Annotated in this window: 10 protein-coding genes; 5 read left to right on the top strand and 5 right to left on the bottom strand. The window is 67.5% G+C overall.

The genetic code is table 11. From position 1 onward, the window contains the following. Positions 1–304: 304 nt before the first annotated feature. Positions 305–847, bottom strand: a complete 543-nt coding sequence (locus ACRDU5_RS07305) for an Rv0340 family IniB-related protein (protein ID WP_526613816.1) — start codon at positions 845–847, stop codon at positions 305–307. Between the two features lie 221 nt (positions 848–1,068). On the opposite strand from ACRDU5_RS07305, the gene ACRDU5_RS07300 reads away from it, so the two are divergent. The 5 genes from ACRDU5_RS07300 to ACRDU5_RS07280 all read left to right on the top strand — a co-directional run bounded on the left by ACRDU5_RS07300 (position 1,069) and on the right by ACRDU5_RS07280 (position 11,602). Next, entirely contained in the window at positions 1,069–2,868 is a 1,800-nt protein-coding gene (locus ACRDU5_RS07300) for an Hsp70 family protein (protein WP_526613815.1), read from the top strand. 16 nt (positions 2,869–2,884) lie between these two features. Then, positions 2,885–5,401, top strand: a complete 2,517-nt coding sequence (gene iniR, locus ACRDU5_RS07295) for an isoniazid response ATPase/transcriptional regulator IniR (protein WP_526613814.1) — start codon at positions 2,885–2,887, stop codon at positions 5,399–5,401. A 151-nt stretch (positions 5,402–5,552) separates the two neighbouring features. Then, complete coding sequence (locus ACRDU5_RS07290) at positions 5,553–7,220, top strand: Hsp70 family protein (RefSeq protein WP_526613813.1); 1,668 nt, start codon at positions 5,553–5,555, stop codon at positions 7,218–7,220. Positions 7,221–7,342: 122 nt separating this feature from the next. Then, positions 7,343–10,267 (top strand): (Fe-S)-binding protein, encoded by a 2,925-nt coding sequence (locus ACRDU5_RS07285; RefSeq protein WP_526613812.1) that lies wholly within the window; start codon positions 7,343–7,345, stop codon positions 10,265–10,267. A 60-nt stretch (positions 10,268–10,327) separates the two neighbouring features. Then, positions 10,328–11,602: a pyridoxal phosphate-dependent aminotransferase gene (locus tag ACRDU5_RS07280; RefSeq protein WP_526613811.1), complete on the top strand. Its 1,275-nt coding sequence runs from the start codon at positions 10,328–10,330 to the stop codon at positions 11,600–11,602. Between the two features lie 7 nt (positions 11,603–11,609). Here the strand turns inward: ACRDU5_RS07280 and rfbA are convergent, their stop codons facing one another. From rfbA to ACRDU5_RS07260, 4 genes are all read right to left on the bottom strand, one after another. Further along, positions 11,610–12,473 (bottom strand): glucose-1-phosphate thymidylyltransferase RfbA, encoded by an 864-nt coding sequence (gene rfbA, locus ACRDU5_RS07275; protein WP_526613810.1) that lies wholly within the window; start codon positions 12,471–12,473, stop codon positions 11,610–11,612. Then, positions 12,473–12,820 carry a nuclear transport factor 2 family protein gene (locus ACRDU5_RS07270; RefSeq protein WP_526613809.1) on the bottom strand — a complete coding sequence of 116 codons (348 nt, stop codon included), beginning with the start codon at positions 12,818–12,820 and terminating at the stop codon, positions 12,473–12,475. Before ACRDU5_RS07270 ends, rfbA begins: the two co-directional genes overlap by 1 nt. An 18-nt stretch (positions 12,821–12,838) precedes the next feature. Continuing rightward, positions 12,839–13,588: a maleylpyruvate isomerase family mycothiol-dependent enzyme gene (locus ACRDU5_RS07265; RefSeq protein ID WP_526613808.1), complete on the bottom strand. Its 750-nt coding sequence runs from the start codon at positions 13,586–13,588 to the stop codon at positions 12,839–12,841. 1 nt (position 13,589) lies between these two features. Beyond that, the coding region (locus ACRDU5_RS07260) for a cytochrome P450 (RefSeq protein ID WP_526613807.1) at positions 13,590–14,272 on the bottom strand (683 nt) is incomplete at its 5' end.

The raw sequence follows: 14,272 nt of genomic DNA, 5'->3' as shown, positions 1-14,272 counted from the left end.
GCACCCGGGCGAGCCAGGTCCATGAGCCAGTCCAGGAGGGAGGAGATTGCGCTTGTCATTGAATTGCCTTTCGGTTGTGTGGGTTGCTGTCTGTCGCCGGGCTGTCCGGCGAACTGGGGACTACGTTATGGACTCGACGACCCCTCCGGAACGGGGTCGACACCCCTCCCTAGGCAAATGCATGCCGGGATACCTGGGAGGCCCCCATTAGGGGATTAGGGGGTCGTTAGGGACAGTCATGATTCTCTCCTCGGATGATTTCCGGCGGGCAGATTCTGCCGGCATAACGGCATGGTTGGTGGAATCAGCCGAGGAAGTCGAAGCCGGAATCGTCAGAGCCCAGCTTCTCGACATCGGCCAGGGACTGGTCCCACTCGGCCTCGGAATCCGGGTAAGCGGCCGGGGCATCGTCGATGAGGGGGCTGTCGAACTGCAGCGACGGATCCTCACCATCCGTGATGGTCGGCACTCCCGCGTCGGCCAGGCTGTCGAGCCCCGACCGAACCGCTGAGTCGGGTTGGTCCATGAAGTCTGCCGTTATCGAAGGCACGTCGTCGAGTGCCTGGTCGGGGATGTGACCATCGAACGCGTCGAATGCGGACGTTGCCGCCCCGCTCGTCCACACGTTGCCGGCCAGCTCGTCACCGAAGGACGCGTCAGCGCCGGTGGTGGGCACCGCCGCCGAAAGCGATTCCGAGACGACCGGGATCAAACCGTTCACGTCGGCAGGGGTGACATCGGTAAGGTTAGCGTCCTTGATCGCCTGCGCGGAGTCGGCGGCATAGCGTGCAGCAGCGTCAGGGTCTCGCACTAACGACATGACAAAGTCGAGTAGCGCGTTTGCCATGACACACCTTCTTTCGTATTGCGATTACCAGTAGTGAAAGCTCATCGGTTCACCACGATGCTATCCAGGGGCGGATGTGGCGTGATCGGTGCCGAACCCGACCCCGCAGCGAAGTCGTTAGGGGACTCGGCGTTAGGGGTTTTGCGCCACTAGGGGGTTCCGCCCGTTCCCGGGGCATCCAGCGACTATCGTGAGGAACGGCCGAATACAGGGGTGTGCAGATGACCGACTCGCTCGGGTTGTCCATCGGGATGACCAACCTGGTCGCGGCACGTTTCGGTCACCCTCCGGTGATGCGCCGAGCGGTCCTGACGCTGTTCGCCGACCGGTCGCCGGAGGTCGGTGTTCCGGGCGAGAATCCCGCGCTCAATCAGCCGGGTGTGGTGCTCAGCGGGTTCGTCGAACGGGTCGGTGACCCTGTCCCGCTGGTCGCCGAAGACGGCACCTCCCATCGTGGTGAACGTGTTCTAGTCGAGGCCCTCGACGCGATGGCCCGCACGGTCGGCGGCGGCGCTCCCGTCGCGATCGCGGTGCCCGCGCACTGGGGACCCGCGGTCATCGGTGCTTTGCGCGGCGAAATGCGCAGCAAGCCAAGCCTTTCACCGGACGGCATCCCGGCAACGCTGGTCCCTGACTCGGTTGCGGCGTTCACCGCACTGCAGGCCGCACCCGGATTGCCGGCCAGCGGCGTCATCGCGCTCGTCGACCTCGGTGGCAGCGGCACCAGCATCACGCTGGCCGACGCGACCGCGAACTTCCAGACAATCGGCGCAACCGTCCGTTACACAGAGTTTTCCGGCGACCAGATCGACCAGGCCGTACTCAATCACGTCGTCGCCGGCACTGCCGAAGCGAACAACGCGGATCCAGCAGGCACGGCGGCGGTCGGATCACTGTCCCGCCTGCGCGACGAAAGCCGGCAGGCCAAGGAGCGCCTATCGGCGGAAACCTCCACCGTGGTGCCGGTGGACCTGCCCGGCTTCCAGTCCGATGCCCGGGTGACTCGTAGGGAACTGGAGAGCCTAGTCGACGGGCCACTGACCGGCCTCCTCACTGCAATCGAAGAAACACTGGGGCGCAACAACATTGCCCCCTCGAGTCTCGCCGCGGTGGCGACGGTTGGTGGCGGTGCGGGCATCCCGCTGATCACTCAGCGGCTGTCCGAGCAGTTCCGCGTCCCGGTCATCACCACGCCGGAGTCCCAACTCAACGTGGCTGCCGGCGCGACGCTGCTCGCCGACCGAGGGCTGGATGCCGATGCGCCCACCGGGATGGCGAGCGCGGCCGACGCCCCGACCGGCATGGCCGCCGCTGCCTGGGCTGCCGGAGCCGCGGGACTGGCCGCGAGCGAATCGGCCGCAGACGGCGCCGAATCGGCGACCTTCCGCGCGCTGGCGTGGTCGCAGGACGATGCGCCGGCCGGCGAGCCGGTGCCCTACACCGGCGAGGACTACAACGCCGACATCTACACCGGGCCAACCGATGCACGGCCACCGGTGGCCTTTGCGCCCCCAGAAGAGCAGGACTACGCCGCCGAGCCGGAACCGCTGCCCTGGTACAAGCGTCCGCCCATTCTGTTCGGCGCGGCGGCCGCGGCCGCGCTGCTCGCCATCGGTGGCTTGGCGGTCACGCTGACCAGTAACAGCGGCATCCTGGGGCCGGTCACCGAGACCAGCACCACCCTTTCCATGGAGCCGTCGCCGGAACAACCCAGGACCGTCGCTCCACAAACCGTCACGGTGACGGGACCCGATGGCCGGCCGAGCACGACGGTGGTGACACCTCCGCCGCCGTCCCCGACGACCACGCCGCCAACGACAACCACCACGTCGCCGACCACCACCACAACCACCACGACAACGACCACCACGACCACCACGACCACCACGACGACCACGACGTCCCCACCCGAGCCCGAGCCCGAGCCAGAACCGGAGCCGGGCGGCGCCGCGGGCTTGGTGCCGGAGCCGGCAGAGCCGCCGGCTCCCGTCGAAGCACCCGTCGTCCCGATCGGGCCATAGCAGCGGAGCGACAGTGATGGCCGGACCGGAGCCTGAGCATTTCACCGACATCCCGCCGCCGGCCCGCGACGCGGTATCGGCACTGATCGCCGCACCGACCGAGCCGGTCAAGATCCTGGTGTCTGGCGGTATCGGCACCGGCAAGAGTTCGGTGCTCGCCGTGATTCGGGCGATATTGCGGGACGCAGATGTGGCGGTGCTGACCAGAGCTCCCCGCGACGACGATCGCGATGCGGCCATCGTCATCGACGACGCACACCTGTTGACCGAAGAGGAACTCCATCAACTCGCCGAGCGCGTGTCGGACCCGACATCGACGGTGGTGGTCGCCGCCGAACCGCTCGCCCACCAGTCGGCGTTGCGGGCGCTGGCCACGGCGATGGAGCGACAGAGTCGCGTGATATCGCTGGGGTCGTTAGCCCCGTCCGAGGTCAGCGAGGCGGCCGCCGTCGCCATTGGCGCACCACCCCCGACCGAAATCATCCGGGCCCTCATGGTTTCCACAGCGGGTCTGCCCTTCTTATTGCGGCCCGCGATCGCCGCTGCGGTATCCCCCGATGGCGAACCGCCGGCGACGGCGCTAGTACAGGCTGCAAGATTCGCATTGATCGAGCGATTGCGGCGCGTTGAAGAGCCGGTGCTGGACACCCTGCTGGTCTCATCGCTGAGCCCGGAACTCGGACCCGACGACGTCGCAGCGGCACTGCAGATGAACGCGGACGAAGCACAACGACTGGTTGATCGTGCCCGCGCCAGTGGCCTTATCGAACCGTCGCATAGCCAGGCATTCCTGCGCTCGGTACACCGTGGCATCGCCCAGATCATCGGGGCCGCAAGGCATCACGATGTCGAGATCTCGCTGCTGTGTTCGCAGATCGAATTATCAGCGCTGTCATCGGATCTCGCGCTGCGGATGGCTGAGCACGGGCTGCGCGATGACCGACTCGCCAATGCGCTAACCGACCTCGCCTCGCTCAGTCGAGGCCAACCCGCGAGGGCGGCAAGACTTTACCGCGCCGCGGCTGAGGCCGGGGCCACGGCACTGAGTGCCCGCCTCGCTGATGCGCTGGCGATGACCGGTGACTGCACCACCGCGAGTCGGCTGGCCGATGAGCTGCTGGCTTCCGACGACCCGTCCGAACGGGCGGCGGCGGTCCGGATCGCAGGTAGCATCGCGGTTCACGACGGCAGCACCGCCCAAGCAGCGGACTTGTTCCGATGGTTGGGCCCATATCCGGACGCCTTCGTCAGCGCCGCCGGTGCCGTCGTGTCGGTCGCCGCCGGCGATGTGCCCGCCGCGCAGGCGTCGCTCAGCTCCGAAAGTGCCGGCCCGCCAACGTCAACCGCGCGGGCGGCGCGCAGCCTGGCCGAGGGGCTGTTGCTCTCCCTCGACCAGCCGTTCCCGGTCGCTGTGGCCCGACTAGGGCAGTCGATCAGCGCCGAACAGCAACAGCCCGGTGTCGCGCCGGACAGCCCGGCGGCTCTGGTCACACTGGCCGCGCTGCACGGCGGTGATCCGGTGCGGGCTCGCAGCGTCATCGCCCGGGCCGTGCGGGCCGGTAGCGAGGACGATATCTTCTCGGCCCATCGGCACCGGCTGCTGCTGGGCTGGGTTCGGATGCAGGACGGGCAGTTGGGTTCGGCAGTCGCCGACGCCGCCGCGGTCGGCGACGCGTCGCTGCACCGGCGCGACGCATTGTGGGCGGCGGCGCTGAACACGGCCATCGCCCGCCGCAGCGGCGACAGCGGCGCAATGCAGAAGCACTGGTTCGCCGCAATGGAAGTACTCGCCGAGTACTCCGTCGACTTGTTCTCGCTGCTGCCCCTCGGCGAGCTGTGGGTGGCGGCCGCGCGGATGCGCCAGGTCGACCGGCTTCAGCACACGCTGGACGAGGCGTTCGGTCTGCTCAAATCGGTGGGTGATCCGGTGTTGTGGTCCGTCGCGCTGCACTGGGCGGGCGTCCATGCGGGAATCCTCGCGAATTCTCCGGAATCGGTCGCTCCGCACGGCCAGGCGCTCACCGCCGCTGCCGGCAACAGCGCTTTCGCCAAGGCACTCGCCGGCGCGGGGCGGACGTGGCTTCGGGTGCTCGCCAACCACGTCGACACCGATGAAGTCACCGCGGCGGCCCGGTCGTTGTCACAGTTCGGGCTCACCTGGGATGCCACCCGGCTGGCCGGGCAGGCGGCGCTACAGACCCCGGACGGCCGGGTGTCCGGCGCGATGCTCGGTTTGGCGCGCGACCTCAAACAGACGACCGCGGTCGACGACGGTCCCGGTGTCGAGTCTGTGCCCGCCGCCGCAGCGGCGACCGCGTCGTCACGCACGCCGTCTTCGCGACTGTCCGACCGCGAGCGCGAGGTCGCCGAACTCCTCTTGCTCGGCATGCCCTACCGCGACATCGGCAATCAACTGTTCATCTCGGCGAAGACCGTCGAGCATCACGTGGCGAGGATCCGGCGCAGGCTCGGCGCGGAATCACGCTCGGAGATGCTGTCGATGCTGCGCGCCATGCTGGCCGCGTCAAGCTGACCGCCCGATCCCCCAACGCACTGCTATCCCCTAATCGAATTCCCCCAACCGGGCCGGTATAGCACCGGGATGAGCACCGATCCGGATCGCCTCCGCGCGCCTTAGGGTCGATCCAATCTTTTGATCCAAACCCGATGCAGAGGTGTATGACATGTCGAATCCGCAAGGTGGCAAAGGCAATTCGCTTGGCCTGTCGATTGGTGCGACCAATCTTGCGGGGACGCGTGACGGACAACACGCTGTGGTTCGGCCCTCAGCGCTGACATTGGAGCGCGGTCTGGTACTCACCGGCTTCGTCGACCGCATCGGCGATCCCATCCCGATGGTGGCCCCCGACGGCACCAAGCATCGATCCGAGATGCTGCTCGCCGAGGCACTTGACACCATGGCCCACACCACAGCCAACGGAGCGCCGGTCTCCGCGGCAGCAGCGACGGTGCCTGCGCATTGGCGCCGTCCCGTCGTCGACGCCTTGCGCGCAACACTGCGGCACAAGCCGGGCTTGAGCCGGCTGGCGCTGGTCTCCGATGCCACTGCGGCGGTGACCGCACTGCGGTCGAATCCCGGGTTACCGTCGGCCGGCGTGATCGTGCTGTGCGACTTCGGTGGCAGTGGAACCAGCATCACGCTGGTCGACGCGGCGTCGCACTACACGCTCATCGGCGAGACGGTCCGCTTCCCCGACTTCTCGGGCGACCAGATCGACCAGGCGATCCTGACCGAGGTCGTGGCGGGAATGTTCGAGGCTTCCGAAGCAGATCCGTCGGGAACCGCGATGGTCGGATCGCTTGCTCGGCTGCGCGACGAGTGCCGGCACGCCAAGGAACGGCTGTCCGCTGAGACGGCCACCGCCGTCGTCGCCGACCTTCCCGGACTGCGGACAAACCTCCGGATGACCCGCATGGAGCTCGAAAATCTGATCTCCGTCCCGCTGACCGAATTCCTTGCGGCCCTTGATGAGACTTTGGAACGCCGTCGTGTTCCCGTCGCGAGCATTTCGGCGGTCGCGACCGTTGGGGGCGGCGCACGCATTCCACTGATCACCCAGCGGCTGTCCGAACACCTGCGCGCCCCGGTGATCACCACCCCGCACCCGCAGCTCACCGCCGCGGAAGGTGCCGCGCTGATCGCCCACCGCAGCCGGGTCGTTGAGACGGCCACCACCCTGACACCCGCGGCCGCTGCCGCCGCCGCTCCCGAAACGGCTGCGATCGGGGCGGACGAGCCCTCGACGGGTTTCCGGGCGCTGGCCTGGTCCGAAGCCGAGCCGAGCGACCCGGATGCAACCCAGCCCCACGTCGAGGAGTGGGAAGAACTGCCGCAGATCCCTCGCCGCCTACCGATCCTGCTGTTCGGCCTGTCGGCGGCGGCCGCGCTGATCGCCACACTGGTGTTCGGCCTGACGATGTTCAGCCGGGAAACCGCCACGATGCCGGTCGATTCGTCGACGAGCATCGTGCCGTCCCCAGCGCCCGCGGTGGCGGTGCTCCCGCCGCCCCCCGCCCCGGCCCCGCAGCTGACCACCGTCGTGGTCCGACCGCAACAGCGGGTCGCGCCGACGACGCAACGGCCGGTTGTCCAGCCCGCGCCGCAGCAGCCGGTGACCACACAGCCGACGACGTCGGAGCAGCCCGCCCCCGCGCCGGAGCCCCAGCCCGAGCCAACCGATCCGGGCCCCCCCGACCCGGCCGACCCAGGCACCCCGCCCGTCGACCCCGGCACCGGCGGCGGGGAAACCGGCGGCACCGGCACCCCACCCATCGACCCGGGCACGGGTGACGGAACGGGCACCGGCACCGGCACCGGCACCGGCACATAAGTTAGGGCAGCCTGTGTAGCGGCCTTTCCCGGCGAGATGCAACTATGAGCTGGCATCGAGCATAAGTTACCGACAAGTAACTTATCGTAAGTTACTCTTGGGTAACTTGAACACCGGGAGGCATGCGGGTGGACACCCAGACGCTGATCAGGCTCGTCGTCGGACTCGGGACGACCGCCCTTGTGCTGGTCTTCGCCGCCCGGCGGATTCTCTGGCTGACGTCGCTGATCCGGTCCGGCCAGATGACCAGCGACGAGCGCGGCCGCAAGGACCACCTCGGCACCCGCATCACCACCCAGGTCCGGGAGGTTTTCGGGCAAACCCGGCTGTTGAAGTGGTCGATCCCGGGCCTGGCGCACTTCTTCACGATGTGGGGCTTTTTCATCCTGGCGTCGGTGTACCTCGAGGCGTACGGTCTGCTGTTCGTCCACGATTTCCACATTCCGTTCATCGGCCGCTGGGACGGGCTGGGCTTCCTGCAAGACTTCTTCGCCGTCGCCGTGCTGCTCGGCATCGCCACCTTCGCCGTCATCCGGCTGCGCACGCAGCCCAAGGAGCACGGGCGCGAATCCCGGTTCTACGGATCCCACACCGGCGGCGCGTGGCTGATCCTGTTCATGATCTTCAACGTCATCTGGACGTATGCACTCGTCCGCGGCGCGGCCGTGAACACCGACAACCTGCCCTACGGGAACGGCGCGTTCTTCTCGCAACTGATGGGCGCGGTCCTGCACCCGCTGGGCCATAGCGCCAATGAGTGGATCGAGACCATCGCGCTGCTGCTGCACATCGGCGTGATGCTGATCTTCCTGTTGATCGTGCTGCACTCCAAGCACCTGCACATTGGTCTTGCGCCGCTCAACGTGACCTTCAAGCGGCTACCCGACGGCCTCGGCCCGCTGCTGCCGATGGAGTACCAGGGCAAGCCGATCGACTTCGAGGATCCAGCCGAAGACGCCGTGTTCGGCAAAGGCAAGATCGAGGACTTCACCTGGAAGGGCTACCTCGACTTCACCACCTGCACGGAATGTGGGCGCTGCCAGTCGCAATGCCCGGCGTGGAACACCGGAAAGCCGCTGAACCCCAAGCTCGTCATCATGGACCTGCGCGACCACCTGTTCGCCAAGGCGCCCTACATCCTCGGCGACACGCAGACTCCCCTCGAGAACACGCCCGAAGGCGGAGTGGGCGAAGAGCTGCGCGGCGAGAAGCACGCCGAGGAGCACCACGTGCCCGAGTCCGGCTTCGGCCGCGTGATGGGCTCGGGCCCGGAGCAAGCAACCCGCCCGCTGGTCGGGACCGCCGAGCAGTTGGGCGTCATCGACCCCGACGTCATTTGGTCCTGCACCACCTGCGGCGCCTGTGTGGAGCAATGCCCGGTGGACATCGAACACGTCGATCACATCATCGACATGCGGCGCTATCAGGTGATGATGGAGTCCGAGTTCCCCTCCGAGCTCAGTGCGCTGTTCAAAAACCTGGAGACCAAGGGCAATCCGTGGGGCCAGAACGCCAAGGACCGCACCAACTGGATCGACGAGGTCGACTTTGACGTGCCGGTGTTCGGCCAGGACGTCGACAGCTTCGAAGACTTCGAGTACCTGTTCTGGGTGGGCTGCGCCGGCGCCTACGAAGACCAGGCGAAGAAGACCACCAAGGCGGTCGCCGAGCTGCTCGCGATCGCCGGGGTGAAGTACCTGGTGCTCGGCGCGGGCGAGACCTGCAACGGGGACTCCGCCCGCCGGTCCGGCAACGAGTTCCTCTTCCAGCAGCTGGCGGCGCAGAACGTCGAGACCCTCGACGGCCTGTTCTCCGGCGTCGAGCGGGTGGACCGCAAGGTCGTCGTGACCTGCCCGCATTGCTTCAACACGCTGGGCCGCGAATACCCGCAGCTGGGCGGCAATTACACGGTGCTGCACCACACCCAGCTGCTGAACCGGCTGATCCGCGACAAGAAACTGGTTCCGGTATCGCCCGTCAGCCAGGACATCACCTACCACGATCCCTGCTACCTCGGCCGGCACAACAAGGTCTACGAGGCGCCGCGCGAGTTGATCGGCGCTTCCGGCGCCACGCTGACCGAGATGCCTCGCCACGCCGACCTCGGCCTGTGCTGCGGCGCCGGCGGCGCCCGGATGTGGATGGAAGAGCACATCGGCAAGCGGGTCAACCACGAACGCGTCGACGAGGCGCTGGCCACCGACGCCGGCAAGATCGCCACCGGATGCCCGTTCTGCCGGGTGATGTTGACCGACGGCGTCGACGACCGCGCCGAGGCGGCCGGCAAGGACAAGATCGAGGTGCTCGACGTGGCGCAGCTGCTGCTGGGTTCGCTCGACAAGAGCTCCGTCACGCTGCCAGCCAAGGGAGCGGCCGCCGAAGCCGCTGCCGCGAAGGTCCCGGTCGAAACCAAGCCCGCGCCCGCACCCGCGGAGCCGAAAGCGGAGCCCAAGCCCGCCGCGGCGCCTGCCGCCGAGAAGGCCACGCCGGCTGAGCCGGCCGAAAAGGCCACGCCGGCTGAGCCGGCCGAAAAGGCCCAAGCCGCCGCACCCGTCAAGGGTCTCGGCATCGCGGGTGGAGCGAAACGTCCCGGCGCCAAGAAGGCCGCTCCCGCAGCCGAAACCACAGCGCCCGCCGCCGCAGAGACCGAACCCGCCAAGTCGGAGGCTCCGATCAAGGGCCTGGGCATCGCCGCCGGCGCCAGGCGGCCCGGCGCCAAGAAGGCCACGGCGCCAACGGCTTCCGCCCCGGCAGAGCCGGCGTCTACGGCGACGGAGCCGGCATCCACCGCAGGTGAGCCGGCGCCGGCCGCAACCGAGCCCCCCGTCAAGGGCCTCGGCATTGCGCCGGGTGCACGCCGGCCGGGCGCCAAGAAGCCCGCGGCACCAACCGAATCCGCCGCTCCCGCCGAACCCGCCCCCGCACCGCCGCAGCCGGAGTCCGATGGCGAGACCGCCGACGGCAACGGCGAGGCGTCCAAGAAGTCCGGGCCACCGGTCAAGGGGCTCGGGATCGCCCGCGGCGCACGGCCGCCCGGCAAGCGCTGACGTGGCTAAAGGTCACGACCCGGTACCGATTGGCAAATTTGATTTGCCTTCGATGAGACGATGGACGACGTGACTACCCACGACCTGCCGTGGCATACCACCGGGCACCATCCGCGGCAGCGCACGTTCACGCAGTCGACAAAGCTGCAGGACGTCCTCTACGAGATCCGCGGTCCGGTGCACGATCACGCCGCACGGCTGGAGGCCGAGGGTCATCGCATTCTCAAACTGAACATCGGAAACCCGGCACCGTTCGGTTTCGAGGCGCCCGACGTGATCATGCGCGACATCATTCAGGCGCTCCCGTACGCGCAGGGCTATTCCGACTCGAAGGGCATCCTGCCCGCGCGGCGCGCGGTGGTCACCCGCTACGAACTCGTCGACGGCTTCCCGCGATTCGATGTCGACGACGTGTATTTGGGCAACGGCGTCTCCGAGCTGATCACCATGACGCTGCAGGCGCTGCTGGACAACGGTGACCAAGTGCTGATCCCGGCGCCGGACTATCCACTGTGGACCGCGTCGACGTCGTTGGCCGGGGGCACCCCGGTGCACTACCTGTGTGAGGAGACGCAGAGCTGGCAGCCCGACGTCGCCGACCTGGAGTCCAAGATCACCGACCGCACCAAGGCGATCGTGGTGATCAATCCCAACAACCCCACCGGCGCGGTGTACAGCCGCGAAGTCCTCGAGCAGATCGCCGATTTGGCCCGGAAGCATGAGCTGCTGCTGTTGGCCGACGAGATCTACGACAAGATCCTTTACGACGACGCGAAACACTTCGCGGTGGCGTCAGTGGCTCCCGATGTGTTGACGCTGACGTTCAACGGGCTGTCCAAGGCGTACCGTGTCGCCGGATACCGGGCTGGCTGGCTGGCCATCACCGGACCCAAGGACCACGCCGCCAGCTTCCTGGAAGGCATCAGCCTGCTGGCCAACATGCGGCTGTGCCCGAATGTGCCTGCCCAGCATGCGATTCAGGTCGCGCTCGGCGGCCATCAGAGCATCGACGACTTGGTGCTGCCCGGTGGGCGGCTGCTCGAACAGCGGGACCTGGCCTGGTCCAAGCTCAATGAGATCCCCGGGGTGTCGTGCGTCAAACCCGAGGGTGCGCTATACACGTTCCCCCGGCTCGATCCCGAGGTGCACGACATCGTCGACGACGAGCAACTGGTGCTCGACTTGCTGTTGCAGGAGAAGATCCTGGTCACCCAGGGCACCGGATTCAACTGGCCCGCACCCGATCACCTGCGCATCGTCACGCTGCCCTGGTCGCGTGACCTGGCGAATGCGATCGAGCGGCTGGGCAACTTCCTGGCCGGCTACCGCCAGTAGGAACGCGCTAGCGTTCCAGCAGTTCCAGCAGGTAAGCGCCGTATCCGGACTTGAGCAGCGTGTGCGCGCGGGCGGCCAGCTGATCATCGTCGATGAAGCCGACTCGCCAGGCCACTTCCTCCGGCACGCTGATCTTCAGGCCCTGGCGACGTTCGATGGTGCGCACGTAATCGCTGGCGTCCAGCAGCGAGTCGAAGGTGCCGGTGTCCAGCCAGGCGGTGCCGCGGTCGAGCACCTCGACGGACAACCGACCCTGGTTGAGATAGGCCTGGTTTATCTCGGTGATCTCGTACTCGCCGCGCGCGGATTTCTTCAGCGACCGCGCGATCTTCACTACCTCGTTGTCGTAGAAGTACAAACCGGGCACGGCATAGTGCGACTTGGGCGTCGCCGGTTTCTCCTCGATCGAGAGCGCCGTGCCGTCGTCGCCGAATTCCACCACGCCGTAGGCGGACGGGTCCGCCACTCGGTAGGCGAAAATCGCTCCGCCACTGATGTTTTGGAAGCGGCTGAGACTAGCGCCAAGGCCGGGGCCGTAGAAGATGTTATCGCCCAACACCAGTGCCACGGAATCGGTGCCGATGTGGTCGGCGCCGATCACGAACGCCTGAGCCAACCCGTCGGGTTGGTCTTGCACCGCGTAGGTGAGGTTGATGCCGAACGCCGATCCGTCCCCGAGCAGTCGGCGGAAGGCCGGTGCATCATCGGCGGTGGTGATCATTTGGATGTCGCGGATACCGGCCATGATCAACGTCGACAGCGGGTAATAGATCAGCGGCTTGTCGTAGACCGGCAGCAGCTGCTTGCTCACGCCCATGGTGATCGGGTACAGCCGGGTGCCCGATCCGCCGGCCAGGATGATTCCCTGCATCAGCCCGCAAGGTCCTTCTCGGTCAGCTCCGTCGCCGCCAGCGCCGACGCCAGGTCGTCGTGCCGGAAAACCGACGTGACGTGGTCGCGCACGACACGGAAAGCCGATGCCTTGCCGTCCTGCTCTTCGGCGACCACCACACCGTCGCGGACATACATGCGGCCTGGGACGGCAGCGGTGACGCCCAACGAACTCGCCCACTCGCACAACGCGTCGTGTCCCTGTCCTGCGCCGTTCGCATCACCGAACTCGATATCGTCGCTCGACACCTGTACCAGGGTGTCGAGGTCCCGCTCATTCAGCGCGTCGTGCCAGGCGAGGACTGTCGCGATCTCCGAAGTCGTCATGATCGAAACGTACGCCACTCAGAACGGAGTGCGGTCCAGCCAGCCGTCCCAGACGGCACGGTCTCCCAACACCTCGATGCCGGCGGCGGCCGCGCTCTGGCGACGCACGATGGCCAGCAGCAGGTCCTTCGCCGGTCCCCGCACAGCCGCGGCGCCCTTGCCGTGTTCGTGGGACCACGTGATGCCGTCGTCACCGCCGGTGATGGTCCACTCGCCGACCTGGCCGAGGCCCTCGTCGGTGGCATGCAGGTGCAGTGTCTGGCCCGCGTCCAGCGGTGCGGCTTCGGCGTTCGCCTCGACGGCGATGCGCTCCAACCACTCGGTGATTCCGTCGGCCGCAACCTCGGGCGTCAGCCGGTAATCGACGCCGAGCGCCAGCGCCGCGTCGGCGCGATGCACGGTCGCTTCATGGACCCGCCGCCGGATCCACCACTGCGCCGGCCGGGGACCGAGGAACGTCCAGACCGAGGTGTCGGCGCCGACGTCGTCGACCGCGTCGAGAAGGAGTTGGGCGCCGTCGGTGAGCCAGTCGATGGCGGTGTCCGGGTCGTCCGGCGGCTTGCCGTCAGGCACCTCGCGCGGGTCGAGAGCCGTCTGGCTCCGGTCGGCGACGATCTGTGCGGCCCACCGGGTGCCCCGGCCGACATGCCGGAACAACTGCTTGATCGTCCAGTCCGGGCACGTCGGAATCGGGGTGGACGGATCGGCCTTGCGAATCAGTTCGCCGAACGCCCCGGTCTCGTCGATGAGCGCCGCACGGAAATCCACGTCATAACCGTACTGCGTGGGGCGTACCCAGCCGCACCGGTAGCGACGACCAGCCCCGCAAAACCCTGGTATCGCGCCGGCTTCCGGTTCCTGCCAGCCGGGCGTCCGGGTAGCGGTCGAAGAATGCTCGCAACCCGACTTCCCCTTCGGCACGGGCCAGCGCCGCGCCCAGGCAGAAGTGCCTGCCGCCGGAGAACGACAGATGCTTGCCGACGTTGTCGCGTTCAATGTCGAAGCGGTGCGGGTCGGCGAAGACCTCCGGGTCGCGGTTCGCCCCGGCCAGGTGGATGATCACCAACTCGTCCCGTAGCACGCGCGTGCCCGCCACATCGATGTCCTTGCACGCCACTCGCGCGGTCAATTGCACCGGGGACTCGAGCCGCAGAATCTCCTCGACCGCGTTGGGCCACAGCTCGGGGCGGGCGGCCAGGGTATCCAGATGCTCTGGCGCATCGAGCAGCATCCGAATCCCGTTGCCCAGCAGGTTGACCGTGGTTTCGAACCCGGCCGCCAGCACCAGGCCCGCGAGCGCCTGCAGCTCGTCGCTCGTCAGGCGCGGGCCCTTGTCGGAGGCCTGAATGATCTGGCTCATCAGGTCGTCGCCCGGATTGTGGCGCAACTGTTGCAGGTGGCCGGCGAGCCAGTTGTTGAAGCCCACGATGCCCTGATTCACCTGCACGTACT

The organism is Mycobacterium sp. (assembly GCF_050701515.1).
Classification (GTDB): domain Bacteria; phylum Actinomycetota; class Actinomycetes; order Mycobacteriales; family Mycobacteriaceae; genus Mycobacterium.
This window is presented reverse-complemented; position numbering and strand designations above follow the sequence as displayed.

Coding starts and splice junctions, on each gene's coding strand:
- ACRDU5_RS07305 (WP_526613816.1), bottom strand. CDS start 847: ATGGCAAACGCGCTACTCGACTTTGTCATGTCGTTAGTGCGAGACCCT.
- ACRDU5_RS07300 (WP_526613815.1), top strand. CDS start 1,069: ATGACCGACTCGCTCGGGTTGTCCATCGGGATGACCAACCTGGTCGCG.
- iniR (WP_526613814.1), top strand. CDS start 2,885: ATGGCCGGACCGGAGCCTGAGCATTTCACCGACATCCCGCCGCCGGCC.
- ACRDU5_RS07290 (WP_526613813.1), top strand. CDS start 5,553: ATGTCGAATCCGCAAGGTGGCAAAGGCAATTCGCTTGGCCTGTCGATT.
- ACRDU5_RS07285 (WP_526613812.1), top strand. CDS start 7,343: ATGCGGGTGGACACCCAGACGCTGATCAGGCTCGTCGTCGGACTCGGG.
- ACRDU5_RS07280 (WP_526613811.1), top strand. CDS start 10,328: ATGGACGACGTGACTACCCACGACCTGCCGTGGCATACCACCGGGCAC.
- rfbA (WP_526613810.1), bottom strand. CDS start 12,473: ATGCAGGGAATCATCCTGGCCGGCGGATCGGGCACCCGGCTGTACCCG.
- ACRDU5_RS07270 (WP_526613809.1), bottom strand. CDS start 12,820: ATGACGACTTCGGAGATCGCGACAGTCCTCGCCTGGCACGACGCGCTG.